Raw genomic sequence first — 24425 nt, 5'->3', positions numbered from 1 at the left:
GATAGCCGTGACAACTCACCGCCCCGAACTGCATTTTGTCCCCGAAGACGGCGTCCTCGACGCCCCCGCTGGTATCCTGCGCGACGGCGATACCTGGCACCTGTTCTACCAGTACCGCCCCACCGCGGACTCCCCTGCCCGCTGGGGACACACCTACTCCGAAGAGTCTCCCTTTGACTGGTTGGACTGCGACGATGCCCTCGCGCCCGTTGGCGGCGAGCTCTCCCTGCGTGCCGGTTCCGTAGCCCAAGGCCCGGACGATATCCACCTTTACTTCACTTCCGTGACCGCCGCCGGTATCGCGGTTCACCTCGCCCGCTACGCCGATGTGGACGAAATCTGCGAGGTCTCCGATGACCCCCAGGCCCTCGACCCCAATGTCGTTCGTTTTGGCGAGGTCGTAGGCAATACCCGCAACTTCGATCACTTCCGCTCCCCCTCCGTGGTGCCCGACTGGGCCTCCGAGGATCGCGATGACGGCCACGACGGTTGGCTCATGCTCGCGCTCACCGGCCACTCCGACGCCCCGGTTCCCGTCATCCTCGAATCGGCCGATGGCGTGTCTTGGCGGCTGCGCGGCAGCCTCAAGTTCGACGGCGACCCTGGCTTCCTCGAAGGCGAGGTCCCCGCTACCTCGCCCATCCCGCCGGTCGTCTCGCCGCGCTTGGTCCGCCTGCGCGATGAGGTCGACGGCAATATCTACGACGTCCTCTTCGTCACCCTAGAGCGCGGCGGCCGCGACGTCTCCGGCTACCTCGTCGGCCGGCTGGAGGGCACCACCTTTACCGTGGTCTCCGGCTTCCGTCGCGTAGACTTCGGCCACGACTTCTCCCGTCCGCGCAATACCAATACGACCACCGGCACTCTCACCCCAGAGCAGCGCTACGAGCGGGCCGTCATCGTCGGCCTCCTCAACGGCAACGGCCGCGGCGACGACGCCACCAAGCACGCTTCCTGGGAGGCCGAAGGCTGGGCCAATGCCCTGTCCCTGCCCCGCCGAGTCACCCTCGAGGGCGGCGTCCTCTACCAAGCACCCGCCCGCGGCCTGCCCGATGCCGTCAAGCTCTCCGATTACGCCCGTTCCTGGACCGGCGTCATGGAGGTCCCTTCCGGTTCCTGCGTAACGGTCACACTTCTCGACGGCGCCGGTGACCCCGCCGCCACCATCTGCCACTCCGGCGACGACATCAGCCTCGATCGCTCCATGAACAAGGCCTTCGACCACTGTTTCGCCGATTCCGAGCCCGCCACCGCCACGCTTGCCGAAGGCGACTCCGATACCCTCACCATCATCCAAGACGGCTCCACGGTTGAGGTATTCGTCGACGGCGGTCTCATCGCCATGGCCTCTCGCGTCTACTTCGAAGGCGGCTGCTCGGGCCTGCGAGTCGAGACCTCCGGCGATGCCGTCATCGAGCAGGACTGGCAGCGCTCCGGCTCCAAGCTCTAACCCCGGCTCTCAGCGCCGCCTCACCCGACCCCGTTTCTCCTCACCCCGCCCTTCGCGCTCACCGGCGCGGCCGCCCACCGCGGTCCCGCCTCCCCTGGTGAGCGGCAAGGGCGGGGATTTCGTTTTCAATCCACATCGCCGGGTGGCGGCGCCCCGCGTTCCTCCACACACCGCCCTTCGCGCTCACGGGGAGAAGCTGGGACGTCGGAAAGCGTGTGCCGGTGAGCGGCAAGGGTGAGCAACCTCCCCTCGCGCTCACTGGGGAGACGAAAGAACCGCCCCACGCGCTGCCGGTGAGCGCGAAGGGCGGTGGAGGTGGCTGTGGCCAGCCGGGAGCTAGACGGCGCGGAGGCGATCCAAGCGGGCGCGGGCGGTGACCGTGAGCGTCGGGGGCAGAGCCGCCATGCGCTCGGCGAGTTCGCCGGCGCTGATGTGGCGCGCGGACGGGCTCATGCCCACCTGGGCGGCGACGGAGGCCTTATCAAGCTCGATGGGGAACGAGATATCGACCGGGTCGGCCGCCTGCTCGAGGAAGCCCTCGGCCTGCTCATACATGCGCTCGACCTTGCCTTCTTCCACGCCGAGGATGCCGAGCGGCTCGCGCAGCTCATCCAGGTGTCCGGCGCCGGGGGTCAAGACGATGACCTGGCCGCCTGGGGCGAGCACGCGCTGGAACTCGGCGGGATTACGCGGGGCGAAGACGACGGAAATGGCGTCGACGGACTCATCCCGGATGGGCAGGCGCTCCCATACATCGGCCACGACGGCGCCGACGCGCGGGTGGCACTTAGCCAAGTGCTTCGCGGCGTGCGGGGAAATGTCGAGGCCGACGCCACGGGCCTCCGCGATGGAGTCCAGGGTGTGGGCCAGGTAGTAGCCGGTGCCGGCGCCCACCTCGAGGAGGGAGGCGGGCTTGGACTCGGCCAGGGAGGCGGAATCCAGTGCGTCCTGGACGGCCCCGGTTACTGCCTCGACGAAGGGCGCGAAGTGGCCCATGGCCAAATAGGTCTCGCGGGCGTTGACCATATCCATGTCATCGCCCTTATGCTTGAGTCCGGCGCCGGCGGCCAAGGTGACGTAGCCCTGCTTGGCCACATCAAAGGAGTGGCCGGATTCCGAAACGAGGCGAGAGAAATCATCGGCACCAGAAAGCGCGGTGCCATCATTGGGATCGGCCAGAATGTCGACGATATGAGAAAGCATGTACCTAGACTAGCTAGAAACCTCGGTCAACAGGGAACCGAGCTCGGCGGCTTCGTCCTTGCTCAGCTCAATGACGATGCGACCGCCGCCATCCGAGGGGATGCGCATGACGATTTTGCGGGACTCCTCTACTGCTTCCATTTCTCCGCCCGTGGTGCGCGGCTTCATTGCTGCCATAGTGAGTCTCCTTTTAGTTAACTTCTTTTCCTTCCAGCTTAGACCTTTTCTGCGCGGAAGATAGTTGTTCCTCCAGTTGCGCGAGGAGATCGTCTACCTGGTCCTGGCGGTATCCACGAGGAACTACCTCGAATTTTACCTGGTCAAGGCGGCCTTCGCGGAGGGCGGCGCGGTTATTTTCGCGCACCTTCTGCGGCTCGTCGAGCGGGTGCATGACCTCGCCGCGGCCAAAGATGGAGCCCCACACCCAGGTGCCGATGACGGTCAGGGCGATGAGGACAAGGAGGAGCATAATCCAAGACAGCATGGCTTAAACCTTACCTTTTAGCGGCGGGCGTTGAGCAACGGGAGCGATGACCCCGGCGCGGGCGAGCAGCGTGCGCGCGACTACCTCGGCCATCGGCGCCAGCTCGTGCAGCGGCCGGTTGCGGTGTACCCGCGTGCCCAGGTCTACCTGTGCGATTGTGCCCCGCTTGCCGACGTCCACCATTAGCCCCGCTTCCACCCCATACCCTTCCACGAAGGGCAGTTCTAGGGCGGTGGCGCGGCGCAGTGCGTATTCGCCGCCGAGGGGCTGATCGATGTGGGCGAGCTCGGGAAAGAGCTGCTTGATGAGCGGCTTGGCGGTCAGTTCGGTCACGCGGCCGCCGCCGGTGGGCTGGCCGTTGAGGCTGCGGCGGTAGCGGGCTTTGACCATCTCCACCTTGGGGTCGGCGAAGGGCGCGGCCAAGGCCGAGACCATGCCGGGCGCGGCGGATTCGAGGTCGGCATCGACAAAAACGACGATATCTCCCTTCGCCGCGGCAACCCCGCGCCAGAGGGATTCGCCCTTACCGGGTCGCGGTTCCTCTGGGAGGATATCGCGCCAATTGCGCACGTCCGCTCCGGCGGCGGCAGCGCGGGAGGCGGTGGCGTCGGTGGAGTCGGCGTCGATGACGAGCACTTCCAGGGGATCATCGGCGAGGCAGGCGCGCACGACGTCCGCGACGGTGCCCTCCTCGTTGAGCGCCGGGATGATAACGGAGACGCTCATGCAAGGCCTCGCGTGGTTGCTAGCGGGGCCACCTTGCCTTGGATGGCGGCGGTCATGCGGATGACATCGGCCGTCTCGGCCACCTCGTGCACACGAAAGGCGGCCACGCCGCGGGCGGCGGACCACGCGGTGGCGGCCAGGGTGCCGGCCACGCGCTCGCCTACCCCGCGGTCGAGCGTCTCGCCCACGAAGTCCTTATTGGATAGCGCCATGAGCACCGGCCAGCCGGTGGCCACGACCTCGTCGATACGCCGCAGGAGCTCGAGCCCGTGGAAGGTGTTCTTGCCAAAGTCATGCGTCGGATCGATGAAGGTCAAATCCTCCGGGCAGCCGAGGGAGGCGGCGCGCTCGGCCAGTTGGGTGGTTTCCGCGATGACATCGGCCACCACGTCGTCGAAGTGGACGCGATGCGGCCGGGTGCGCGGGGTGATGCCGCCGGTGTGCGAGCACACGTAGCCTACGCGGTGGTGGCCGGCGACCTCGATGAGCTCGGGGTCCCACCCGGCCCACGTGTCATTGACTAGGCCGGCGCCGGCTGCGATGGCGGCCTCTGCCACCTCGCTGCGCCAAGTATCGACGGAGATGAGCACGTCCGGGTGGCGCTCGTGTACCTTCTCGATGGTCGGCACCACGCGGTCGATTTCCTCCGCCGCGTCCACAGCCTTGCCGGGGCCAGCCTTCACGCCGCCTATATCGACGATCGACGCACCGGCCGCGATTACCTCATCACAACGGCGCAGCGCCGGGTCGAGGTCAAAGGTTGCGCCCTTGTCATAGAAGGAATCCGGGGTGCGATTGACAATCGCCATCACGCGCGCGAGGCTCAACGCGGCTCCCTGATGCGCTTATCGCTCATGACTTGGTGGCGCTGGATGATGTGGGCGAGGGCTTCATCGGGGTCGTCGGTAAGCAGGAAAAGCTCTCGGTCACCTTCGTTGATATAGCCGCTGGCCGCCAGGGTCTTTTCCATCCATTCCAGCAGGCCGGACCAGTACTCGGTGCCCATGAGCACGATGGGGTAATTGGTCACTTTTCCGGTCTGGACCATGCACATGACCTCGAAGAACTCATCCATCGTGCCCATGCCACCAGGCAGGCAGATGAAGGCCTGCGAGTACTTCAAGAACATCGTCTTGCGGGCAAAGAAGTAGCGGAAATTCAGGCCCAGATCCACATACTCGTTAAGGCCCTGCTCGTGGGGAAGCTCGATGCCCAAGCCCACGGAGAGCCCGCCGGCCTCGTGGGCGCCGCGGTTGGCTGCCTCCATGATGCCGGGGCCGCCGCCGGTGATGACGGCATAGGAGTGCTCGGCCAGTTTGCGGCCGACCTCGACGCCGAGCTGGTAGCTCGCATCCTCCGGCGTGGTGCGCGCGGAGCCGAAGACGGTAACGGCCTTCGGCAGCTTGGAAAGCGCATCGAAGCCAGCGACGAACTCGCCTTGGATGCGCAGGACGCGCCACGGATCGGCGTGCTGCCACTCATGGTCCGCGCCGGACTCCAAGAGCCGCTGGTCAAAGGTGGAGGCCTGCTCGCCTTCGGTGCGCAGCAGCATCGGGCCGCGCAGGGTGCGCATCTGTTCGGGGGTCATTATTATCCCTTCAGGTAGTTCAGGAGGGCGGTGGATACTTCGGCGATCTGCGCGGTGGGGACCTGCTCATCCTTCTTATGCGCGAACCCGGGGTCGCCGGCACCGAAGTTTACGGCCGGGGTGCCCATTTCGGAGAAGCGGGCAACGTCGGTCCAGCCGTACTTGGCGCGGACGTTGCCCCCGACGGCGTCGATAAGAGCCTTGGCCGCCGGCTGGCCCAAACCGGGCTGGGCGGCCGGCGCGATGTCATCGATCTCGATGGTGACATCTTCTTCCTCGCCGATGATGGACTTCATATACTCCAGCGCCTCGTCGCTCGTGCGGTCCGGCGCAAAGCGGAAGTTTACAAACATCCATGCCTCATCCGGCAGCGTATTGGTGGCAACGCCGGACTCGAGGTGGACGATGTTGAGGCCCTCGCGGTAGGTGCAGCCATCGATGGTGACATCGCGGGACTCATAGGCGGCGATGCGGCTCATAATGGGCGCGAGCTTGTGTGCTGCGTTGGATCCGAGCCACGCGCGGGCCGAGTGCGCGCGGGTGCCATGGGCCGTCACGCGCAGGCGAATGGAGCCCTGGCAGCCAGCCTCCACCATGGCGCCGGAGGGCTCGCCCAGAAGAGCGAAGTCGCCCTCGAGCCACTCCGGGTGGTCTTTTTGCAGGTGGCCCAGGCCATTAAATTCAGTGGCTACTTCTTCGCCCTCGTAGGCGATGACGGTCAGGTCATGTTTGAGCTCGTCCGCTTCGTGCAGCTGGGCAAAGGCATTGAGGTAGACGGCCATGCCGGACTTCATGTCCACGGTGCCGCAGCCCCACATAATCTCTACCCCGTCTTCAGAGGTCTCCATGTGATGCGGTACATTTTCTGCCAACGGAACGGTATCAATGTGGCCGGCGAGCACCACGCGGGAACCTAGCCCGCGGTTCGTGCGGGCGCACACGGTATTGCCGTAGCGGGCAACCTCGACGTCCAATCCGCGCAGCGCTTCTTCGATAGCGTCTGCGATGGCCTCCTCATGGTGGGAGGGGCTCGGAATATCTACGAGCGCCTTGGTTAGTTCGATGGGGTCTGCATATAGATCTAAAGTCACAAAGCGCCATGCTAGCGCTCCGCGCAGCTCACCGCATTGTGTAAAGTTCACTTCACTGCAAATAATTCGTCCTCCCTAAGGTGATAACAATGGCCGAAGCCACTCAATTGAAATCCCGTCATCTCACGATGATGGGCCTTGGCTCTGCCGTAGGCGCCGGTCTTTTCCTCGGCGTGGGCCTCGGCATCCAGATGTCCGGCACCTCCGTCCTCATCTCCTATGCCGTGGCCGGCGCACTCATCGCACTGGTGACGTGGATGCTTGGTGAGATGGCCGCCGCCCGCCCCTCTTTGGGGTCATTTTCCACCTACGCCGGCCAGGCCTATGGCCACTGGGCGCGCTTTACCATGGGGTGGATTTACTGGTTCATGCTGATCATGGTCATGGGCGCCGAAATCACCGGCGCGGCCGCCATCATTTCCAATTGGTTCGATATTGCCCCATGGATTCCAGCGCTTATCGCCGTGGCGTTTTTCGCGGTGGTCAACTTCGCGGCCGTGGGCGGTTTTGGTGAGTTCGAGTTCTGGTTCGCCATCATCAAGGTTGGCGTCATCGTCGCCTTCCTCGTCATCGGCGTACTCATGGCGCTGGGCATCCTGCCGGGCATGGATTTCTCCTTGGCCGGTACCAACTTCACCGATAACTTCCTGCCCAATGGCATTCCGGGCTTCGCCGCCGGTTTGCTGGCCGTTGCCTTTGCCTTTGGCGGCATCGAGCTGGTAACCATTGCGGCGGCCGAATCCGAGAACCCGGCGCACAACGTGGCCACCGCGGTGCGCGCCATCATCGTGCGCATCATGATTTTCTACATCGGCTCCATCGTGGTGATCACCATGGCGCTGCCGTTTAGCTCCATCCAGGACGCCGACGTCGCGGCCGATTCCCCCTTTACCCTGGTGCTCGCGGCCGCCAAGATTCCGTTTGCGGCCGGCTTCATGGAGGCCATTATCGCCCTAGCGCTGCTATCTGCCTTCAACGCGCAGATTTACGCCACCTCCCGCTTGGTCTTTGATATGGCCAAGGACCACTGCGCCCCGGGATTCTTCCTCAAGCAAAACCGCGCCGGCTCCCCCATCAACGCCGTCATCTTGTCCATGGTCTTCGCCTTCGCTTCGGTGGGCCTGCAGTTCTGGAACCCGCCAGGGCTTCTGGCCTTCCTCTTCAACGCGGTCGGAGGGTGCCTGCTGGTCATCTGGTCCTTCATCGTGGCTTCCTTTATCAAGTTGCACCCCGTCCTGCGCGATAATGGCGAGCTGACCGAGATCCACGTACCCGGCTTCCCCTGGCTTCCGTGGGTTACGGCCGCCGCCCTGGCCGGACTGACCCTGCTGATGCTCTTTGATCCGGCCGCGCGTAACCAGGTCATCTCGGTGCTCATCCTCGCCGCGGTGCTCGTCATCTTGTCCTTTGTGCTTCCCACCGGCCAGCGCGCGGAGGCGCAGAAGTAGTTGCTAAGCTAGCGGGCATGACTTCTGCATCCGCACGTGGCCTAGCAACCATTACCCATGACGGCACCGTCTTGGACGTATGGTTCCCGGCCGTATACACCGATAAGAACGTAGAGACCACCGAGACCAAGCGCTTGGAGGAGGTTCCCCAGCAGTTCTCCGCGCTTGCTGGCCCGGACGAGGAGCGCGGCGTAGCCCGCGTCGCCGTTGAGACCTCCATCAAGGATCTGGATGAGGCCCCCGTCGATACCTACGATGCTTACCTGCGCCTGCACCTCCTCTCCCACCGCGCGGTCAAGCCGCACGGCCTGAATATGGATGGCATCTTCGGCCACCTCAATAACGTGGTCTGGACCAACTACGGCCCGTGCGCCGTGTCCGATTTCCAAATGGTGCGCGGCCGCCTGGCCTCCCGCGGCCCGGTCGTTGTCTACTCCGTGGACAAGTTCCCCCGCATGGTGGACTACGTTGTGCCGTCCGGCGTCCGCATCGGTGACGCAGACCGCGTGCGCCTGGGCGCCCACCTGGCTGAGGGCACCACCGTCATGCACGAGGGCTTCGTCAACTTCAACGCCGGCACCCTCGGCGCTTCCATGGTGGAGGGCCGCATTTCCGCGGGCGTCGTCGTGGGCGATGGCTCCGATATCGGCGGCGGCGCGTCCATCATGGGCACCCTATCCGGCGGCGGCAAGGAGGTCATCTCCATCGGCGAGCGCTGCCTACTCGGCGCCAACTCCGGCATCGGCATTTCGCTTGGCGACGACGCCGTGGTCGAAGCCGGCCTCTACGTCACCGCCGGCACCAAGGTCGCCGTCTTTGGCAAGGTCGCGGAAGCACTGGGCGTCGACAATGGCGAGAACGTCAAGGGCTCCCAGCTCTCCGGTGCCTCCGGCATGCTGCTGCGCCGCAACTCCGTCTCCGGTGCGGTTGAGGCCGTGGAGTGGAAGGCCGAGGCCGTCGCGCTTAACGACGAGCTGCACAAGAATTAACACCCCCGATTCCTATAGCCCAATCGGGCAAAATAAGATGGAGGGGTGACTGATAACTCCTCCACCCTCGGTTCTGGCCTGAAGGTCCGCCACCTGACCATGATGGGGCTAGGCTCCACCATCGGTGCCGGACTCTTCTTGGGCACCGGCGTCGGCATCTCCGCCGCCGGCCCCGCCGTGCTCCTCGCCTACGTCATCGCAGGCTTTCTGGCCATTTTGGTGATGCAGATGCTGGGCGAGATGGGCACCGTTATCCCCGCCTCCGGCTCCTTTTCCGAATACGCCGAACACGGCATCGGCCGCTGGGCGGGCTTTACCCAGGGCTGGATTTATTGGCTAGCTACCGTCGCCGTGCTGGGCGCCGAAATCACCGGCGCGGCCGGCTTCATCGGCTCTTGGTTCAACGTCTCGCCGTGGATTCCCGCCGCCATCTGCGTGGCCCTCTTCGGCATCGTCAACCTGCTGCGCGTTCGCAGCTTCGGCGAATTCGAGTACTGGTTCGCCCTCATCAAGGTCGTTGTCATCGTGGCCTTTCTCATCATCGGCGCGCTGCTCATCCTGGGCCTCCTGCCCGGCCATTCCTTCATTGGCACCTCCGTCTTCCTTGAGGACGGCTTCATGCCCAATGGCCTCGGCGGCGTCGCGGCTGGCCTGTTGGCCGTAGCCTTCGCCTTCGGCGGCATCGAGGTGGTTGCCATCGCTTCTGCCGAATCCGAAGACCCCGAGAAATCCCTAGTCAACGCCGTGCGCTCCACCATCTTGCGTATTTCCGTGTTCTACCTAGGCTCCGTCCTCGTCATCACGTTCCTCCTGCCCTATTCCATCTTGGGCGGCGCCTCCACGGCCGCGGAATCCCCTTTCACCATGGTCCTCGAGCGCGCCGGCATCCCGGGCGCGGCCGGCATCATGGAGGTCGTCATCGTCCTCGCGCTGCTCTCCGCCTTCAACTCGCAGATTTACGCCTCCTCCCGCATGATGCATTCCCTAGCCTCCCGCGGCGAGGCCCCGCGCATCTTCACTACCACCAATAAGGACGGCGTTCCTACCACCGCCATCGGCCTGTCTGTCCTCCTCTCGGCCGTCATGGTGGTGCTCAACTACGCCGATACCGGCTGGCTCCTTACTTTCATGCTCAACGCCGCCGGCGCCTCCCTGCTCATCGTCTGGGTCTTCATCGCCGTCAGCCAGCTGCGCCTGCGCCGCCAGCTCGAGGCCCTCCATCCCCTCCCCATCCGCATGTGGGCCTTCCCCTACCTCACCTGGTTCGCCCTCGCCCTCTTTGCGGCCATCGCGGTACTCATGCTTACCGACGCCACCGCCCGCACCCAACTCCTCTCCGCCGCCGCCATGTTCGTGGTGCTCGCCATCGCCGGCGTTATCAATTCCAAGGTTCGCGGCATCAACCCGACCTCGACGCTGCCCCTCACCTAGCCCCTCGCCCCTGGAGGCACGGCTCGCCCACTCCCCTTGGCCCCTCCCCGCCCTTCGCGCTCACCGGCACGAGGCGGGGTCTCTCTTTTTCGTCACCTGGTGAGCGCCTACGGCGAGCTCTGCCCACGCCCCTCCCGTCGCGCTCACGGGGAGCACAAATCGGGGCCACCCGGGGCCGCCGGTGAGCGCGAAGGGAAGTTATCCACAGCTATCCAGACCACGCAGCGGAAAATCGCCCCCAACCCCAGGGTTATCCACAGGATGCCGCGACGCGCATAGCTACAGCTCAACACGACCGCTTAGGTTAAGCCCCATGGGGGAATGGACTACCGCGGAACTACGCGGGCAAGGTTTGAGCAAGGATGCGATTCGTCGCAAAGTGCGCGAGGGGAAGCTGTATCGCGTGCACAGGGGGATTTATACCGATGAATGGACGCCCTGGGCGGTGGCGCGGGCGCTGGCGCATGGGCTCAGCCGCATCCATTTCACGGGAAAGACGGCGCAAGAAATTTACCTCGGCCGGCAGCTGACGTTTCCTCTGGAAGCGGAGGGACCGCGCACTTTGAAAGGGAAGAACTTTCGCGTTTCACACTCGCGGCTTCGGGCTACGCACAAGATCAACGGCCTTCCGGTAGTGCAACCGCTGTGGGCCGCGCGAAGGATTTCGCGTGCGTGCAGGCCTCTTCTGGAAGAACACTACCGAGGAAAACACGGCCCCGGCCGTCTAGAAACGGACCGTCGGCGAATGCGGCGCGTCCCAAGGAGTCTAAAAGAGACGATCCGGCACGCCGCGATTGGAGCGGATAGCCCACCGGAGCGCACTTTAAGCAGAAAGCTGCGCACTGAAGGAATTTTCCCAGAACACAATGCTCTCATTGCGGGGTACCGCTTTGATCTCAGGATTGGAAGGCTCCTTGTGGAGGTCGATGGCTGGGAATACCACAAGCACAGCGAGACCTTTCAAGCTGACCGGTCCAAACAAAACGCGGCCGTCGCCCACGGATATACGGTTTTGCGCTTTACTGCCGACGACATCAAATACCACCTCAGCGAAGCCATCCTGCTTATCAAAGCCACTCTTGAGGTGCTAAAAGGCCGCAACCCTGAGCTTCCGACCTCAGCAACTCAGCCCTACTGGAAGTGGCATCTATGTGTGAAACATTTGCTTTAATGACAATTATCCTTTACATTAGGACATGTAAGCAAGACACACAGTAAAGGAGTCCAGATGGCCGACCACCCCAACATGGTCCGCAAATGGCGCCGCTGGCTCGAATTATCACAAGCTGAACTCGCTGAAAAAGCCGGCGTCTCCCGCCAGACCATCGCCAATATCGAACGGGGCAATTACTCCCCTTCCGTGCACCTCGCACTGGACATTTGCCACGAACTAGGAAAAACCGTCGAAGAAATCTTTGGAGCTGAACAACATGATTAACGCCATTGCCAACTACTCCCTCAATGAAATCGAGCGCGCCACTCGCGATGAATTCGAACGCGACACGCTCTATAAAGCCTGCGCAATTGGCATCACTCTCATCCCATTCCTCGAGCTCGTCGTTGCCGCAATCCTCGCCTGGGTACTCCCTGGCCAAATGAGTATGCTGTGCTTCCTCGCGCTCGTACCGTCTATCCTCGGCAACACGATCGGCACCGCGTGGATGCGCCAACGCGTCGCCACCCCACCGGTCGGCCGCAATTGGACGGCAATGGCCGTCTACTTCATCCCGCTCATCGCCATGTTCGCTGGCATTGCCTATAACGCCTACGCGCCTGCCGACGGCCACAACCCCGCCTCTTACCTCCTCGGCACCGCCGTCGGTGCAATCACGGCGCTTATCCTCACCCCCTTCATTCGTCGCCGCCAGCACCGCCGCGACCAGGCCCGTCTCGACGCCGAGCTCGAAGACTAGTCCCCCTCCCGCTCCCCCGTCACCCGCCCTTCGCGCTCACCGCGGACGGCGGGCTCTCGCGTTTTTCTTCCCCAGTGAGCGCGTAGGGAGGTACCGCCCCTTCGCGCTCACCGAGAGGCTCACCCACCGTCGTCGCAGACATGCCGGTGACCGCGACGGGTGCATTGCTTGCCGACGCCCCCCTTCGCGCTCACCGGCAGCAAGAAAAAGCCCCATCGCCGTGAGCTGGTGAGCGCGAAGGGCGGTGGGGCCAAGGGGCGATGGGCAGATCGGGCGATGAGGCGGGTCGGAGCGAGGCGGATGAGGCCGGCCCGGGACCTGGCTAGGCAGGTTCAGTTTCCTGGACAACCTGAGGCGCCTTCGGCTTCGAGCGGAAGGTCCACAGCTTGTTGATGACGAAGTTGATGGGCATCGCCACGATGATGGAAATGGCGTTTGCCCAGTAATACATCGTGCGCAGGCCGGTGGAATCATCCAGAATATCGGCCGGCAAATGGAGCGGAGAGGTGGGATTCATCAGCAGGTGCTGAATCGCGATCGATACCAAGAAAGCACCAATACCGGCGAGCAAGAAGGGGAAGAATCCGCGAATCCAAGACACTTTCGACACTGACTTGAAGGTCCACATGCGGTTGAGCTGGTAGTTCCACGTATTCGCAACCAGGAAAGCGATGGTGGAATACAGCATGAACCAGCGCAGGTGAAATTGGGTTCCGAAGAGGTTGACCAACGGGTCATTGGGCATCGCTTCGAAGCATGCCCAGCCCCACTTCTTCGCTAGGACCGAGGTAATGAGGTTAACCGCGGTACCGGAACCGCCGACGATGCCGAATTTGAGAAACTGCCCAAAATTGGACACAAAGCGCGCGACGCTGAGGTCTGCCATGGGCCGCCTTTCTAGCCAGTGATTAAATAACTACTCGATTGTAGTTCTTAAGGCCTGGGAACTGAAAAATTGACGCTCGGAATGTGATAGAGGATCTATAAAAGCGATAGCCTCATGGAGCAGCGCGAGCGGGGTTCGGAAATCATAGAGGTCGAGCTCGCGCGGGGTGGGATAGGTATCGTCGCCGAGCAGCGGGTGGCCGAGGTGATTGAGCAGCACGCGCAGTTGGTGGGTATGTCCGGTGCGCGGCCACATGGTCACCTTCCGGCCGGCGGCGCGCACATACGTGGAGGTCAGTGTACCTTCGGGGGCCACGAGCACCTGGCGCGACCCGCGGGGCTTGCGCATGCGCAGGTCAATTTCCCGGTCCACGAAAAGCGGCTGCTTGACGACGCCACGATATCTCTTCACCGCACTCCCCTCCAGGAAGATGCGCTGGTAGGCGGCGCGGGTTTCGGGATTGCGGGAGCAGATGACGAGGCCAGTGGTCAGGCGGTCTAGGCGGTGCAGGGGTACGATGTCGTCCTCGCCAAAGTCCACGCGCAGGCGGGTTTGCAGAGTTTCGCGCTGGAGGCGTCCGTTGGTGGTCGTGGGCAGGAAGTGCGGCTTATCGGCCACGATGAGATCGCTGTCGGCGTGGACCACGGAGTAGTCGAAAGGAATCGGGCGCTCCGGCGGCACCGCAGGGTGGTACCAGGCGGGCACGGGGTGCGGAAGTGCGGCGCCGAGCGGCAGCACGGTGCCGGGCGAAAAGGGAGAGTCGCCGGCACGGGCGGCGAAGTACTCCCCTTCCTCTGGCACACGGCCGCGCAGGACCGTTTTGCGCGGCGAAATGCCCGCGCGGGCGGGAGGCCTGCCGGAATTAGGCACCGGCGAGGCGGTCCACGGCGGCATCGATGCGCTCATCGGTGCCATTGAGGCCGATGCGCACGTGCTTCTCGCCTGCCGGGCCGTAGAAGTCACCCGGGGCCGCGAGGATGCCGCGCTCGGCAAGCCAGTCGATGGTCTCGCGGCAATTCTCGCCCCGGGTGGCCCACAAGTACAGGCCGGCATCGGAGTGGTCGATGGTAAAGCCGGCGTCGACAAGCGCGTGCATGAGCACCGCACGGCGGGAGGCGTAGCGGTTGCGCTGGAGGGCCTCGGTGTCGTCGTCGTTTAGCGCGGCGACCATGGCGGCCTGGATGGGACCTGGAACGATGAGACCGGCGTGCTTGCGCAGTAGCAGTAGCTCGTCGATGAGGTCATTATCGCCCGCGAAGAAGCCGGCGCGGTAAGAGGCCATATTCGCGGTCTTGGATAGCGAATGCATGGCAATAAGCCCGGTGTTATCGCCATCGGTCACGCGCGGATCGAGGATGGATACCGGTGGATTTTCGTCGTTCCAGCCCAAGCTCATATAGCACTCATCGGAGGCGATGATGGCGCCGGTCTCGCGCGCCCACGCCACGATGCGGCGCAGCTCCTCCACGCCAAGGACGCGGCCGGTGGGATTGGACGGCGAATTCAAAAAGACCAGGGAGGCATCCTGGAAATCGGAATCCGCGCGCAGCGGCTTAGCACCGGCGAGCAGGGCGCCCACCTCATAGGTGGGATAGGCCACCGAGGGGAAGGCGACGGTCTCGCCGCGCATGCCCAGAAGCGTGGGCAGCCAAGCGATGGCCTCTTTGGTGCCGACCACCGGCAGGACGCGGTCCACCTGCATGTTATAGCGGCGGGTGAGCGCGGCGGCGATGGCCTCGCGCAACTCCGGGGTGCCGGCGGTCTGCGGGTAACCAGGGTTCTGCGCGGCTGCGGTCAACGCGAGCTGCACGCCCGGGGACACAGGGTCAACGGGGTTGCCCACCGAGAGGTCAACGATTCCACCCGGGTGGGCCTGGGCCTTCTTCTTGGCGCCGGCCAGCGAATCCCAGGGGAAGTCTGGAAGCGTCTTTCCTAGCGGTGTGCGTGCCATGTCTTACTCCTGATTCTGTGGCGGAAGCGCGGCAATCATCGGGACGTCAAAGTCCTGCGGGCCGAGGGCCGCCGCTCCGCCCGGGGAGCCTAGGTCATCGAAGAAAGCGGCGTTGGCGTCGTTGTAGTCCAGCCACTCATCGGGAACATCATCCTCGTAGAAGATGGCCTCAACCGGGCATGCGGGCTCGCAGGCACCGCAGTCCACGCACTCATCCGGGTGGATGTAGAGCATGCGCTTGCCCTCGTAGATGCAGTCAACAGGGCATTCCTCAACGCAGCCGCGGTCCATTACGTCAACGCAAGGCTGTGCGATCGTATAAGTCATGGAGATTCCTTGAAACTTCCTGATGTCACGGATTTGGGATGTTTAACAGTATGTCACTTCTGCTTGAAAAATGGCCAAACGCCCCCGCCTATCCCGGCCAAAAGCAGGAGCAGGCTGAGAATATTATTGGCCAAGAGCATGTCTCCTGTCATCGGTACGAGGAGCATGAAGGCGAAAAAGCCCAAGCACCAGACGATGAGCGGGATGGCGCCGACCATCGGCGCGGGGCTCCATAACCGGGCGGTGCGGGTGAGCACGGAGTTAAACCACCACGCAAGCAGGATGGTGATGGGAAAAGCCACACTCGCCCCATTGGATAGCGGAATGCGGGCGGTGAGGTAGATCACCTCGAGGAAGACCGAGAGCAACGCGCCGATGGCCAGCCACACTAGGCCGGTGACCTGCTCGCCGCGGCTATAATCCGTGCGCATTACAGGCCGCCCAACAGGTCGTCGGCCGGCTCGCCCTGGCCCAGCTGGAAGTACTCGGCGCGCAGCAAGGGCATAACCAGCAGGTTGGATAGACCGTAGGCTCCGGACACGTGCTCGGGTTCGTGCAGCGCGGCCACGGCGGCCTCGGGGTTGGTGCGGGTCGTGGAGCCATCGGCCACCCAGATTTGGGAGGCGTGGGCGCGCATGGCGCTGCGCTTGGCGTCAAGGGCGGCGTCGGAAAGAGCGACGGTGACATCCGCGCCCTCGTTAGTGAAATTGTCCAAGTACTCTTGGCTGGGCTCGGTCCACCCGGCCGGCGCATCCAGGGTGTCCAGGCCGGCATAATTGGCGGCGCGTTCAAAAATGCCGTACCAAATGCGCGTGCTTGGCGACGCCGCCTTCATCACCGCCTTATGCACCGCAATGTGGTCTGGGTGCCCGTAGCCACCATCGGGCCCGTAGGTCAAGATGGCGTGGGGCTGGATGGCCTCGAGCTCGTCGCTCAGGAAATCGGCCGCTTCCTCGATGCGATTGACCAGTGCACGCGGGTTCTCGTGCGAGGGAGAGCCTGCCATGCCGGAGTCATGGAAGTGGCCGAACCCGCCCAGCTGGATCCCCTTGACGCCCAGGGCATCGAGGGCATTGGCTAATTCGCGGGCGCGGAAACCGCCGAGCTGATCATGATCGGCCAAGCCTTGGTAAGGCTCGCCGATGACCTCGCCGTCCTCGCCCAAGGTAAGCGTAATGACGATAACCTCGGCGCCGCGTGCGGCTAGGGTTGCCAGGGTGCCACCCATAAAGAGGGTTTCATCATCCGGGTGGGCGTGCACTGCCACCACGCGGTAGCCGGTTAGGTCCTTAGTCTTCATCTATCCTCCAGCGGGGCGCGGTGATAAGACCCTCGTCCCAATCATCGATGCTTTGGCCGGGGCCTACAATACCCTCCCCGAGCGCGTGGATACGCGTCTCATCCACCAAAGGCACGTAGAGGGCTTCTTTAGAGTTCACATCGCGAATGCGTCCGAGTGCTTCCTTCGGGCTCAGGGCGCCGGATAAAATCTCCTCGCGAATCTCCTCCGCGTTCTCCGGGCAGATTCCGGACAGGTCGCCGGCAAGCGGCTGCTTGTCATCGCAACTGAAGATATTTGCCGCGGCCACCGAATTCAGGGAGATATCCTCCCAGGTCACTACCGCATCCACCTCGCCTTCGGGCAGGAGCTTGGAGGTGATCGTGGTCAGGCGCTCGGACACCACCTCGGCGGCGATCCCGTGTGCTTCGAGGACGTCATAAAGAGTATTGGCCGCAGCCAAGGCCGTGGGACTGGTGGGGTCTACCGCAAAACGAATCGGCTTCTTACTAGCGCGGGTGCGCAGCGCAGTGAGGTCCGTGTCCTTACTTATAGGGTTATTCCCCGTTTCGAGGTTGGAGGCGCGGCCGGTGGCCAAGCGCGCGACCTGGTCCGTATCAATCAGCGAGGCCAATCCGCGGCGCGCTTCCTTTTCTTCCAGGGCTCCATCCGCGGTGGACATGTGCAGGCGCAGCTGGCGCGGGCGGGTCAGTGTCTTATCGGAAACATGCCCCAAAAGGCCCAGTGCCTCCTGCGAGGTTTGGCCAGGCGTGAAGTCCGCGAAACCAATCTGCCCGGAGCGCAGCATATTAAGCGCCTGGGTGCTATCACGCACCTCGCGCAGCTGGATGACGTCCACCTGCGCCGGATTAGCACCCCAGAAGCGGTCGTTCCGGTTCAAGGTAATGACTCCGCGGCCGCGGTCCACGCTGTCGACGAGGAAGCGCCCGGCCGATGCCGGAATCTTATCGGCTAAAGCAGAGCCAAAGTTATCGTCCTGCAGCAGGTGGGAAGGCAGCAAATTATGAAAAAGCAGGTGCCAATCTTTCACCTTCTCAGAAAAGTCCACGGTGACTACGCGGCCGCCATCGGAAGTATTGACGGCCGATATGGCGTGGTAGCCGGCGGGATCGCGCACACCGGCGGTGGTGGTCATCTGCTTCCACAGGTAGCTAAAGTCCGCGCCGGAAATGGGTGTGCCATCGGACCATTGTGCGGGCGAGGCAATGACGTAGCGCACCCGCTGCGCCACGCCCTTAGGCGCGATGACCTCAGAGGCGGATTCGAGGATATCGGCGTCCCTTTGCCCGTTGTGGAACGCTGAGGGCAGCACCAGTTCTGCAATCTGGTCGACCAGCTCGGAGTTATTGGCCACCAGGTGCGGGTTCAATCCCGCGCGCAAGGGATCCACGCCCACCGAGATGGTGGGGCGCTTGGCGGAGTCAGCATCCTGCGGCTGCTCTTCTTCCGGGGTTGGCGTGCTGGTGGTCTGATCTTCTTGCAGCGCGGAGGAATGGTCCTCCACCACCGGTGGTGGGCCGGGGTTAGCCGCGCAGGCGCTAAGTAGTGCAAGGCTGGCGGTGCTGAGTACCGCTGCGATTGCCGACGCCGCGCGCCTTGGTGAAGCCGGATTCTTTTTCATCGCGGACTACTTTAGTCCCTCTACCCCGCCGAAACGAAGATTATTGGCGCTAGACTCGGCCATAGACCGCAACTTTTAAGGAGTCCACAATGCTCATCTGCCAAGAAATGTTCCTTCTCCTGACCAAGGACAACGGCAAGCAGGAAGACTGGGTGTCCAATAATGAGGCCGCTCTGCGCGCCACCGTACTCACGGACCTGCTGCTGGGCGGGCACGTAGAGCTCGGTGAGAAAAAGAAGGTAGAGACCACTCCACAGCGCCCGGATCACCCCGTGTTGGCGTGGGCTTGGGAGGAGCTGCAGCAGCACAAGGCCACCAGCATGCAGAGCCTCTTGGAGGCCTCGTGGTTTACCCCGCGGGAAATCATCGCCTTGGATCTCCACGCGAATGGACAGCTTGACGTAGAAAAGGCCAAGTGGTGGCAGATAAGCGGCGACCGCTACATCATGACGGACTTGGAGCTGGAAAAGGAACTGCGCGAGCGGTTGGTTGCAGTCTTAGAGGCGCAGCGGCCAGCCGAGGTCAATGACGTCATCATCCTCGATATCCTCCGCGAGGTCAGCGGCGCCTATACCCTGCTGAAAAACGATGCGGAGGGAATGAAGCGCCGCGAGATGCGGGCGCGCATTCAGGAAATCAAAGAAGAGGTCGAGTATGACAAAACCGCCTCCTCTGCGGTCAAGGCCGTAGTTGAGGAGGCGGCAGCGGTTGCGGCGATGGTGGCCGCTTCAGCAGCAATCACCATCACCTAGGGTGCAGCTTTTTACTTATTCATCTGCTTCTTGCGAGCAGCAGCACGCTTGCGGTCGGTAGCGGAAAGCTCTACCTTGCGCACGCGCAGGACGTCTGGGGCGACCTCGACGCACTCGTCGTTGCCACAGAATTCCAGCGCCTCTTCCAGGGAAAGGGTGTGAGCCTTAGCCAGGGTGACCGTGGCATCCGCGGTAGCGGAGCGCATATTGGTCAGCTTCTTTTCCTTGGTGATGTTGATGTCAATATCCTCATCGCGGTTATTGGCACCAACGACCATGCCCTCATAAGCCTCGGCACCCGGCTCGACGAAGAAGTTGCCGCGGTCAGCCAGCTGCATCAGCGCGTACTGGGTAATCTGGCCGGTGCGGTCAGCCACCAGGGAACCGGTCGGGCGGGACTTGATCTCGCCGGCCCAGACATCCAAACCATCGGAGATGGAGTTAGCGATTCCGGCACCGCGGGTCTCCGTCATGAACTGGGTGCGGAAGCCGATGAGGCCGCGGGCAGGAACGCGGAAGGTCATGCGTACCCAGTCGCCCTCGCGCACGTCCATGGCCTGCATCTGGCCCTTGCGGGTGGCCAGCAGCTGGGTGATAGCACCCTGGTGCTCGGACGGGGAGTCAATGGTGAGGATCTCGTATGGCTCGTAGGTCTTGCCGTCGATTTCCTTGGTCACAACCTGCGGCTTGCCGATGGTCAGCTCGAAGCCCTCGCGACGCATGGACTCGATGAGCACGGACAGCGCCATTTCGCCACGGCCCTGGACCTCCCAAGCATCGGGACGCTCGGTAGGCAGCACGCGCAGGGACACGTTACCGATGAGCTCCTGCTCCAAGCGGGCCTTGACCATACGTGCGGTGAGCTTATCGCCGCCGCCCTGGCCTGCCATCGGGGAAGTGTTAACGCCGATGGTCATGGAGATGGCCGGCTCGTCCACGGTGATGCGCGGCAGGGCCTCTGGGTTCTCTGGATCGGCGATGGTGTCACCAATCATGACGTCAGAAATGCCGGAGATCGCCACGATGTCACCGGCGATGGCTTCCTCGGCCGGCTGACGCTCGAAGCCGACGGTGCGCAGCAGCTCGGCGACCTTCACGGTCTTGGTGTGCTGGTTGCCATCCTCGTCGTAGTGGATCCAGGCCACCTGCTGGCCCTTCTTGATGCGGCCGGCGTAGATACGCAGCAGCGCGATACGGCCCAGGAAGTCGGAGGCGTCCAGGTTGGTCACGTGCGCCTGCAGTGGGGCGTCGACGGTAGCGGAAGGCTCTGGGAGGACGTTGTAGATGACGTCGAAAAGCGGCTGCAGATCCTCGCCCTCAGGGACGTTGCCATCGCCTGGGTTCTCGGTGGAGGCAACGCCGGCGCGGCCGGAAGCGTAGAGAACCGGCAGGTCCAGCAGCTCCTCGGCGGCGGCTGCAGCTTCCTCATCCTCCAGGCCGGCGGCGATTTCCAGCAGGAGGTCTTGGGATTCGGAGACAACCTCGTCGATGCGGGCATCCGGGCGGTCAGTCTTGTTCACGCAGATGATAACTGGCAGCTTGGCTTCCAGTGCCTTGGTGAGCACGAAGCGGGTCTGCGGCAGCGGTCCCTCGGAGGCATCGACGAGCAAGACGACGCCATCCACCATGGAAATACCGCGCTCGACCTCGCCACCGAAGTCGGCGTGGCCTGGGGTGTCGATGACGTTAATAATCAGGTCCTGGCCGTCCTTGCCCAGACCCTTGCGGTGAATCGCCGTGTTCTTGGCCAGAATGGTAATGCCGCGCTCGCGCTCCTGATCATTGGAGTCCATGACGCGGTCCGTGTGTTCACCGTGGTCACCAAAGGCACCGGACTGCTCCAGCATGCCGTTGACCAGGGTGGTCTTGCCATGGTCAACGTGCGCGACGATGGCAACATTACGGAACTCGGTATTACTCACTAGTGGGGTTCTCCTTCGGAGGATCTACAGCGCTTGCGCGCGCGAAATTGATCTTGAACGAGCTCCCACGATACCCCCTTAAAGGGCCAAGTGCAGCATTGGGGATGGCTTTACCCCGTAACGCACCGTATAGGGAGAGCGAAAACTCTTATAGATTGCCAAAATACTTGACACCGCCCTTGCCATCACTATCGTTACTGTAGGTAATATTGTTACAAATGTGACTAATGGGGCTTGAACGCCCATCCCGAGACCGCACCCAAGGAATTGATAACGTGAGCCACGCCCGCACCACCTGGCGCCTGTCCAGCCGCACCGGTTATATCGCCGCTGCCACGGCCGCGCTCATTGGCCTCGCCTCTCCGCTCGTCGCCCCTGCGCAGGCTTCCGCACCGGATCTTTCTTCCTTGGTGCAGCAGGCATCCTCCCATAGCCCGCTGGACGAGCTCGGCCGCCCCAATCAGGAAACCCAGGACCGCATCCGCGCTTTTGCGGCACAACCTTGGATTCCCGAGGATGTTCGCAACGCCATCTTGTCGGGCCTCGCGTTCTTCGCCGGCGGCGGCAATGGCAAGGGCGGCGTAGCCATGCCAGAGGGCAATAACCCGAACTTCCGCCAGTTCTACTGGCCCACAGTTTCCGCACACTGCATTGGCGGCACCAGCGATGCCATGGGCTCGGCCATCGCTGTTCCTGGCCCCACCGAAATGCCAGCACCGGGAGCAAAGCCTGGCGAAACCGTCTTCCTCTTCACCGCCCTCGGCACCCCACCGGCCGCACGCGAACAAGGCGGGATGAACGTGCAGTGGTTCAACCTTGACACCCTGCGCAGCGGCGTCACCCCACTGAATAACAACGGCATCAATCAAGACGGCCCTACCACCTTGTCCGGCACCGCCCAGACTGGCAAGGGCACCGTCATCGCACTGCTTTCTGGCGGCGTAAACACCCAGGAATCCCGCTGCAATTTTGCCCCCACCGCCGCCTTCCTTGAGGTGAAGTAGATGCCGGCGGATCTCCATCCGGTCAAGCGCGAGACCTTTAATACCGCCGAGTACACCAATACCGACCCCAAGGGTTTCCTGCGCGAGGTCGACACGTACACCGAGACGGATTTCGGCCTCTACATGGCGCGCGGCGCCGATCACCCGCGCTTTGGCTACCTGGAATCGTGGCTGCTGCCCGATCTCAACCTGCGCGCCAATATCTTCCATTTCCGCCCTGGTGTAGACGTCCACCAGGACTTCTATATTGATGTGGCCGAAATCCAACGCGATGGCGCGGTGTGGACCACCCGCGATCTTTATGTGGATCTTGTTGCCACGCGCGGCGAGCCCATTTCCGTGCTCGATATTGATGAACTCTCTGCCGCAACCTCCGCCGGTTTGATTTCCGCCGAGGACGCCGAGAAGGCGATCGACACCACACTTGCCGCGGTCGAGGGCATTACTCGCAGCGGTGATGATGCGATGGCTTGGCTGGCGCATCAGGGGATACACTTAACGTGGTCCGATAACATCACCTTAACCCCAGAAGGATAATTTATGGCCGGTGGCCTTTTTGCCCTGCTTGACGACGTCGCCCTGATCGCCCGCTCCGCTGCCTCTAGCGTTGACGATGTGGCCGCCCTTGCGGGCAAGACCTCCGTGAAGGCCGCAGGCGTGGTGGTCGACGATGCTGCCGTAACCCCACAATACGTGGAGGGAATTAAGCCCCAGCGCGAGTTGCCGATGATCTGGCGCATTACCAAGGGCTCGCTCATCAATAAGCTCGTAATCATCTTGCCCATCGCCATGATCCTCTCTTGGATCGCGCCGTGGGCGCTCACGCCCATCTTGATGTGCGGCGGTACCTATCTATGCTTTGAAGGCGCGGAAAAAATCCTGCATCACCTTCTTCCCCACCGAGAGAAGGAAACTGAATCAGTCCAGGAAAAGGGCGCAGACGCCGAAGATAGCTTGGTCAAGTCCGCTATCACCACGGATCTCATTTTGTCTGCCGAGATCATGGTCATTTCCTTGAATGAGGTCATCGACCAGCCATTCTGGATGCGCCTGGGTGCCCTCATCTTCGTCGGTATCTTGCTGACCCTGGGTGTCTACGGCGCCGTTGGCCTCTTGGTCAAGATGGACGATATTGGCATGGCCCTTAATAAGCGCCACAATGGCAAGTCCACGGTGGGCAACACCTTGGTCAAGGGCATGCCGATCGTTCTCGATATCATCGGCGTCATCGGTACCGCCGCCATGCTGTGGGTAGGCGGCCATATCGTGGTCAAGGGCCTGCACGAATTCGGTATGGATCAGCCACATGAATTCATCGCGTCCGTGACTGAGAAGATCTCCAATGGCGCCCTGGCATGGCTGGCGGATACCGGCATGTCCATGGTCTGCGGCCTAGTGCTTGGCGTAGTGGTTGCCACCATCGTGATGGCGGTCAAGGCCTCCTTTGGCAAGACCTCGGCCACCTCCGCCCAGCCGGCGGAGGCTTAAAACGCCGTGGCCCGGCTGCATAGCCGGCTACATAAATAGCATCAGCGAAACCGCCATCACGGCCATGCCGGCAATCAAGCCGTAGATAGCGTGATGGTGCTCGCCGGTCTCCTCAGCGGTGGGCAATAGCTCATCCAGCGAGATGAAGACCATAATGCCGGCGATGGCGGCGAAACTAATACCCATCGTCGCCGGCCCAATGACCGGCATAAGAAGGCCGAAGCCGATGAGCGCGCCGAGCGGCTCGGCCAGGCCAGACAAGGTGGCCCACCAAAAGGCCTTCTTGCGGGAGCCAGTGGCCTCGCGCAGCGGAACAGCCACCGCAATGCCTTCCGGGATATTGTGAATGGCGATGGCCACCGCCACCGGCACCGCAACTTCCTTAGAATCCAGGCCGGATAGGAAGGTGGCAAACCCCTCGGGGAAATTGTGCAGGCCCAGCGCGCAGGCGGTAAATACGCCGGTTTTCATTAGCTTTTTGCGGCGGGCTTCTTCGGCCGTGGTGGCCGGCTCATGGGGGTTAATCTCCTCCGGCACGAGCCGGTCAATGATGGCGATGACGGCGATGCCAGCAAAGAACGCCCCGACGGCGGCCCAGGTGCCGGTGGTTTCCTCGCCGAGGGCGTCGGAAAGCTGCGCAATGCCTTCCGGCAGGATCTCCATAAAGGAGACATACAGCATCACGCCGGCCGAAAGCCCCAGTGCAGCGGCCATAAAAGCCGGCCCCGGCTGGCGCCTTCCCACCGCCAAAGCGCCGCCAATCGAGGTCGATAGACCCGACAGCAGCACCAAGGCGAAGGCAAAGGCAAAGGTACTAAAAGTCATAGCTGGCACCCTACCAGCCAATAATT

General features: G+C 62.9%; 27 protein-coding genes. 11 read left to right on the top strand and 16 right to left on the bottom strand.

Annotation, left to right across the window (positions count from 1 at the left end; genetic code table 11):
* The first annotated feature begins 7 nt into the window (after window positions 1-7).
* Window positions 8-1450: a GH32 C-terminal domain-containing protein gene (locus MHK00_RS02600; protein WP_250410273.1), complete on the top strand. Its 1443-nt coding sequence runs from the start codon at window positions 8-10 to the stop codon at window positions 1448-1450.
* 336 nt (window positions 1451-1786) lie between these two features.
* On the opposite strand, the gene MHK00_RS02595 is transcribed toward MHK00_RS02600, so the two are convergent.
* The 7 genes from MHK00_RS02595 to dapE are packed head-to-tail and all read right to left on the bottom strand — an operon-like array spanning window position 1787 to window position 6542.
* Complete coding sequence (locus MHK00_RS02595) at window positions 1787-2653, bottom strand: methyltransferase domain-containing protein (protein ID WP_049377983.1); 867 nt, start codon at window positions 2651-2653, stop codon at window positions 1787-1789.
* Between the two features lie 9 nt (window positions 2654-2662).
* On the bottom strand, window positions 2663-2830 hold the full coding sequence (locus tag MHK00_RS02590; protein WP_005323535.1) for a DUF3117 domain-containing protein: 168 nt from the start codon (window positions 2828-2830) through the stop codon (window positions 2663-2665).
* Window positions 2831-2843: 13 nt separating this feature from the next.
* A complete protein-coding gene (locus tag MHK00_RS02585; protein WP_005327512.1) occupies window positions 2844-3137 on the bottom strand; it encodes a DivIVA domain-containing protein in 294 nt (97 codons plus the stop codon).
* Between the two features lie 3 nt (window positions 3138-3140).
* A complete protein-coding gene (locus MHK00_RS02580; protein ID WP_250410271.1) occupies window positions 3141-3863 on the bottom strand; it encodes a glucosyl-3-phosphoglycerate synthase in 723 nt (240 codons plus the stop codon).
* A complete protein-coding gene (gene folP, locus MHK00_RS02575) occupies window positions 3860-4672 on the bottom strand; it encodes a dihydropteroate synthase (RefSeq protein ID WP_250410397.1) in 813 nt (270 codons plus the stop codon). The genes MHK00_RS02580 and folP overlap by 4 nt, the downstream gene beginning before the upstream one ends.
* A 14-nt stretch (window positions 4673-4686) precedes the next feature.
* Window positions 4687-5451, bottom strand: a complete 765-nt coding sequence (locus tag MHK00_RS02570) for an LOG family protein (RefSeq protein ID WP_005327506.1) — start codon at window positions 5449-5451, stop codon at window positions 4687-4689.
* A 2-nt stretch (window positions 5452-5453) separates the two neighbouring features.
* Window positions 5454-6542, bottom strand: coding sequence for a succinyl-diaminopimelate desuccinylase (gene dapE / locus MHK00_RS02565; protein WP_250410270.1), 1089 nt, complete (start codon window positions 6540-6542; stop codon window positions 5454-5456).
* Window positions 6543-6631: 89 nt separating this feature from the next.
* Here dapE and MHK00_RS02560 point away from each other — a divergent pair, with 89 nt between their 5' ends.
* The 6 genes from MHK00_RS02560 (at window position 6632) to MHK00_RS02535 (ending at window position 12323) form a co-directional block, all read left to right on the top strand.
* Complete coding sequence (locus MHK00_RS02560; RefSeq protein ID WP_250410267.1) at window positions 6632-7990, top strand: amino acid permease; 1359 nt, start codon at window positions 6632-6634, stop codon at window positions 7988-7990.
* Between the two features lie 17 nt (window positions 7991-8007).
* Window positions 8008-8979, top strand: coding sequence for a 2,3,4,5-tetrahydropyridine-2,6-dicarboxylate N-succinyltransferase (gene dapD, locus MHK00_RS02555; protein WP_250410265.1), 972 nt, complete (start codon window positions 8008-8010; stop codon window positions 8977-8979).
* Window positions 8980-9078: 99 nt separating this feature from the next.
* Window positions 9079-10410: an amino acid permease gene (locus tag MHK00_RS02550; RefSeq protein ID WP_250410395.1), complete on the top strand. Its 1332-nt coding sequence runs from the start codon at window positions 9079-9081 to the stop codon at window positions 10408-10410.
* Window positions 10411-10723: 313 nt separating this feature from the next.
* Window positions 10724-11581, top strand: coding sequence for a type IV toxin-antitoxin system AbiEi family antitoxin domain-containing protein (locus MHK00_RS02545; protein ID WP_250410263.1), 858 nt, complete (start codon window positions 10724-10726; stop codon window positions 11579-11581).
* A 57-nt stretch (window positions 11582-11638) separates the two neighbouring features.
* Window positions 11639-11848, top strand: a complete 210-nt coding sequence (locus MHK00_RS02540) for a helix-turn-helix transcriptional regulator (protein ID WP_225747157.1) — start codon at window positions 11639-11641, stop codon at window positions 11846-11848.
* Window positions 11841-12323: a transcriptional regulator gene (locus MHK00_RS02535; RefSeq protein WP_250410261.1), complete on the top strand. Its 483-nt coding sequence runs from the start codon at window positions 11841-11843 to the stop codon at window positions 12321-12323. The genes MHK00_RS02540 and MHK00_RS02535 overlap by 8 nt, the downstream gene beginning before the upstream one ends.
* Window positions 12324-12645: 322 nt before the next feature.
* On the opposite strand, the gene MHK00_RS02530 is transcribed toward MHK00_RS02535, so the two are convergent.
* Genes MHK00_RS02530 through MHK00_RS02500 form a run of 7 tightly spaced genes read right to left on the bottom strand, consistent with a single transcriptional unit; the run spans window position 12646 to window position 18408 of the window.
* On the bottom strand, window positions 12646-13209 hold the full coding sequence (locus tag MHK00_RS02530; RefSeq protein WP_250410259.1) for a GtrA family protein: 564 nt from the start codon (window positions 13207-13209) through the stop codon (window positions 12646-12648).
* Window positions 13210-13239: 30 nt separating this feature from the next.
* Window positions 13240-14115, bottom strand: coding sequence for a pseudouridine synthase (locus MHK00_RS02525; protein WP_250410257.1), 876 nt, complete (start codon window positions 14113-14115; stop codon window positions 13240-13242).
* Window positions 14072-15160 carry a succinyldiaminopimelate transaminase gene (dapC, locus tag MHK00_RS02520; RefSeq protein ID WP_250410256.1) on the bottom strand — a complete coding sequence of 363 codons (1089 nt, stop codon included), beginning with the start codon at window positions 15158-15160 and terminating at the stop codon, window positions 14072-14074. The genes MHK00_RS02525 and dapC overlap by 44 nt, the downstream gene beginning before the upstream one ends.
* A gap of 3 nt (window positions 15161-15163) precedes the next feature.
* Entirely contained in the window at window positions 15164-15487 is a 324-nt protein-coding gene (fdxA, locus tag MHK00_RS02515) for a ferredoxin (protein WP_005327491.1), read from the bottom strand.
* Window positions 15488-15540: 53 nt separating this feature from the next.
* The gene (locus MHK00_RS02510; RefSeq protein WP_198492828.1) at window positions 15541-15918 is read right to left on the bottom strand and encodes a hypothetical protein; all 378 of its coding nucleotides are present in this window, start codon (window positions 15916-15918) and stop codon (window positions 15541-15543) included.
* The gene (locus MHK00_RS02505; protein ID WP_250410254.1) at window positions 15918-16787 is read right to left on the bottom strand and encodes a PIG-L family deacetylase; all 870 of its coding nucleotides are present in this window, start codon (window positions 16785-16787) and stop codon (window positions 15918-15920) included. The genes MHK00_RS02510 and MHK00_RS02505 overlap by 1 nt, the downstream gene beginning before the upstream one ends.
* Window positions 16777-18408 carry an ABC transporter family substrate-binding protein gene (locus MHK00_RS02500; RefSeq protein ID WP_250410252.1) on the bottom strand — a complete coding sequence of 544 codons (1632 nt, stop codon included), beginning with the start codon at window positions 18406-18408 and terminating at the stop codon, window positions 16777-16779. Before MHK00_RS02500 ends, MHK00_RS02505 begins: the two co-directional genes overlap by 11 nt.
* Window positions 18409-18497: 89 nt before the next feature.
* Between MHK00_RS02500 and MHK00_RS02495 the strand changes: the two genes are divergently transcribed.
* The gene (locus tag MHK00_RS02495) at window positions 18498-19160 is read left to right on the top strand and encodes a GOLPH3/VPS74 family protein (protein WP_250410250.1); all 663 of its coding nucleotides are present in this window, start codon (window positions 18498-18500) and stop codon (window positions 19158-19160) included.
* An 11-nt stretch (window positions 19161-19171) separates the two neighbouring features.
* Here the strand turns inward: MHK00_RS02495 and typA are convergent, their stop codons facing one another.
* On the bottom strand, window positions 19172-21082 hold the full coding sequence (gene typA, locus MHK00_RS02490; protein ID WP_250410249.1) for a translational GTPase TypA: 1911 nt from the start codon (window positions 21080-21082) through the stop codon (window positions 19172-19174).
* Between the two features lie 227 nt (window positions 21083-21309).
* On the opposite strand from typA, the gene MHK00_RS02485 reads away from it, so the two are divergent.
* From MHK00_RS02485 to MHK00_RS02475, 3 genes are read left to right on the top strand one after another with little or no spacing between them, the layout of a single operon-like run.
* The gene (locus MHK00_RS02485; protein ID WP_005323559.1) at window positions 21310-22086 is read left to right on the top strand and encodes an Rv1157c family protein; all 777 of its coding nucleotides are present in this window, start codon (window positions 21310-21312) and stop codon (window positions 22084-22086) included.
* On the top strand, window positions 22087-22623 hold the full coding sequence (locus tag MHK00_RS02480; RefSeq protein WP_005323560.1) for a ribonuclease FAU-1 family protein: 537 nt from the start codon (window positions 22087-22089) through the stop codon (window positions 22621-22623).
* 3 nt (window positions 22624-22626) lie between these two features.
* Window positions 22627-23574: a DUF808 domain-containing protein gene (locus MHK00_RS02475; protein WP_250410248.1), complete on the top strand. Its 948-nt coding sequence runs from the start codon at window positions 22627-22629 to the stop codon at window positions 23572-23574.
* Window positions 23575-23601: 27 nt separating this feature from the next.
* Here the strand turns inward: MHK00_RS02475 and zupT are convergent, their stop codons facing one another.
* On the bottom strand, window positions 23602-24399 hold the full coding sequence (gene zupT, locus MHK00_RS02470) for a zinc transporter ZupT (protein WP_150851315.1): 798 nt from the start codon (window positions 24397-24399) through the stop codon (window positions 23602-23604).
* Between the last annotated feature and the right edge of the window lie 26 nt (window positions 24400-24425).

Source organism: Corynebacterium tuberculostearicum, assembly GCF_022347385.1.
Classification (GTDB): domain Bacteria; phylum Actinomycetota; class Actinomycetes; order Mycobacteriales; family Mycobacteriaceae; genus Corynebacterium; species Corynebacterium tuberculostearicum_M.
The sequence above is the reverse complement of the archived record's forward strand: the minus strand, read 5'-3'. Positions and strand labels throughout refer to the sequence as shown.